We start from the raw sequence: 3082 nt of genomic DNA, 5'->3' as shown, positions 1-3082 counted from the left end.
CAGGCCTTCCTGTGGCAGGTGCGCTACGCCCTGCACATGCTCACCGGCCGCGCCGAGGACCGCCTGCAGTTCGATCACCAGCGCACCATCGCCGAGCTGTTCGGCTTCCGCGACACCCCGGAGCGCCTCGCCGTCGAGCAGTTCATGAAGCGCTACTACCGTCACGTGACGGCCCTGGCCGGGCTCAACGACATGCTGCTGCAGCACTTCGACGAGGCGATCCTCCACGCCGGCGAGGAGCTCGAGACCACCCCGCTCAACGACCGCTTCGAGATCTGCGGCGGCTACATTCAGGCACGCTCGCGCAACGTCTTCCGCGACCGTCCCGCGGCCCTGCTGGAGCTCTTCCTGCTGATGGCCGAGCACCCGGAGATCGAGGGGGTCCGTGCCGATACCATTCGCCTGATCCGGGACCACCGCCACCTGATCGACGACCTCTACCGCGACGACGTGCGCCACCAGAGCCTGTTCATGGAGCTGCTGCGCTCCGGCGGCAACGTCGCCCGCCAGCTGCGCCGCATGAATCGCTACGGGGTGCTGGGCAAGTACCTGCCGGAGTTCGGTCGCGCGGTGGGACTGATGCAGCACGATCTCTTCCACATCTACACGGTCGACGCCCACACCCTGCGGCTGCTGAAGTTCATCCACGGCTTCCGCAAGCCCGAGGCCCGCGAGACCTTCCCGGTGGCCGCCAACGTCGTCCATCAGCTACCCAAGCTGGAGCTCTTGTGGATCGCCGGGCTCTACCATGACATCGGCAAGGGGCGCGGCGGCGACCACTCGCTCCTCGGCGCCCGGGACGTCGAGGTCTTCGCCGAGCGCCACGGCCTCTCGACCCGCGACACCCGCCTGGTGGGCTGGCTGGTGGAGCACCACCTGACCATGTCGATGGTGGCCCAGAAACGCGACACCACCGACCCCGACGTGATCGCCGACTTCGCCCGCCTGGTGGGCGACGAGACCCGCCTCGACTACCTCTACGTACTCACCGTGGCCGACATCAACGCCACCAACCCGACGCTGTGGAACGGCTGGCGTGCCTCGCTGCTGCGCCAGCTCCACGCCGAGACCAAGCGCGCCCTGCGCCGCGGCCTGGAGAACCCCCTGGAGCGCGACGACTCGGTCAACGAGACCCGAGGCGAGGCGCTGTCGCTGCTCGCCGCGGTAGGCGCCGACATGGCCAGCGTGGAGCAGCTGTGGGAGTCGCTGGGCGAGGAGTACTTCCTGCAATACGCCCCCAGCGAGATCGCCTGGCAGACCCAGGGCATCCTCGCCCACGGCGGCAGCCAGCTGCCGCTGATCCTGATCAGCGCCCCGGCCGACGGCATGGCCGAGGGGGGCACCAAGGTATTCATCCACACCCGCTCGGTGGACGACCTGTTCGCCGCCACCGCCGCCGCCCTCGACCAGCTCGGCCTCTCCATCCATGACGCCCGCATCGCCACCTCCAGCAACGACTGGACGCTGAACACCTTCATCGTGCTCGACGACCATGGCCAGGCGATCCGCGACCCGGGGCGCATCGAGGAGATCCGCGCCCACCTGGTGGGAGAGCTCGACGACCCGGACGACTACCCCGAGATCGTCACCCGCCACACCCCGCGCCAGCTGCGCCACTTCCGGGTGCCCACCGAGGTGATCATCGAGCAGGACCCCGCCAACGAGCGCACCCTGCTGGAGCTGATCGCCCCGGACCGCCCCGGCCTGCTGGCCCGGGTGGGGCGCATCTTCATGGAGCAGGACATCGCCCTCTCCGCGGCCAAGATCGCCACGCTGGGCGAGAAGGTGGAGGATGTCTTCTTCATCACCGACAAGGCCGGGCTACCGCTCACCGACCCGGAACGCCAGGCGCAGCTGCGCCAGCGGCTCGTCGAGGTGCTGGATGTGTCGGGTTAGCCGCGTTTGAGGCCAACCCCGGGCTTCCCTATAATCGAGCCCCTTCCTGTCACGATCCACCTCAACGACGCCCGAGGCCACGGCCGGCGAGGCGCGCCTGGACACCCATGAACCCCGATCTCGACGCCCTCAAGCCCTACCCCTTCGAGAAGCTCGCCGCCCTCAAGGCCGGCGTGACGCCACCCGAGGGGCTGGCCCACGTGCCGCTGACCATCGGCGAGCCCCAGCACGCCCCCTACCCGGCGGCGCTGGCCACCCTGGTCGAGCACCAGGCCGAGTTCGCCCGCTACCCGGCCACCGCGGGACTGCCCGAGCTGCGCGAGGCAATCGGCGGCTGGGCCACGCGACGCTTCGGGCTCGCGGGCCTCGACCCCGAGCGCCAGGTGCTGCCGGTCAACGGCACCCGGGAGGCGATCTTCGCCTTCGTCCAGGCGGCACTCGACCGCACCCGCCCCGCCAAGGTGGCGATGCCCAACCCCTTCTACCAGATCTACGAAGGGGCCACCCTGCTGGCCGGCGGCGAGCCCCTCTACCTGGACTGCACCGCCGAACATGGCTTTCGTCCCGACGTCGACGCCGTGCCCGCCGAGACCTGGCGGCAGGTGCAGATCCTCTTTATCTGCTCGCCGGGCAACCCCACCGGCGCAGTGACGCCGCTGGCCGAGTTCCAGAAGCTGATCGCACTGGCCGACGAGCATGACTTCATCATCGCCTCGGACGAGTGCTACTCGGAGCTCTACCTGGACGAGGCCGCCCCGCCGCCGGGGCTGCTCGAGGCCTGCGCGGCGCTCGGCCGCCACGACTACCGGCGCTGCCTGGTCTTCCACTCGCTCTCCAAGCGCTCCAACCTGCCGGGGCTGCGCTCCGGCTTCGTGGCCGGCGACGCCGGGCTGATCGCCCCCTTCAAGCGCTACCGCACCTACCACGGCTGCGCCATGGCCCTGCCGGTGCAGCGCGCCTCGATCACCGCCTGGCACGACGAGGCCCACGTGCGCACCAACCGCGACGCCTACCGCGAGAAGTTCGCCGCGGTGACCGAGATACTCGCCCCGGTGATGGACTTCCCCGCGCCGGAGGCGAGCTTCTACCTGTGGCCGGCGGTGCCCGGCGGCGACGACGAAGCCTTCACCCGGGCGCTCTACGCCGAGGAGCACGTCAGCGTGCTGCCCGGTAGCTATATGGGTCG

2 protein-coding genes are annotated in these 3082 nt (G+C 70.0%); both read left to right on the top strand.

Features of this window, described 5'->3' with window-relative positions; genetic code table 11:
• The coding region (gene glnD, locus IBX53_RS15500; RefSeq protein ID WP_290911091.1) for a [protein-PII] uridylyltransferase at positions 1-1896 on the top strand (1896 nt) is incomplete at its 5' end.
• Positions 1897-2003: 107 nt separating this feature from the next.
• The coding region (dapC, locus tag IBX53_RS15495) for a succinyldiaminopimelate transaminase (RefSeq protein WP_290911088.1) at positions 2004-3082 on the top strand (1079 nt) is incomplete at its 3' end.

It is taken from the genome of Halomonas sp. (assembly GCF_014859505.1).
Classification (GTDB): domain Bacteria; phylum Pseudomonadota; class Gammaproteobacteria; order Pseudomonadales; family Halomonadaceae; genus Halomonas.
The sequence above is the reverse complement of the archived record's forward strand: the minus strand, read 5'-3'. Positions and strand labels throughout refer to the sequence as shown.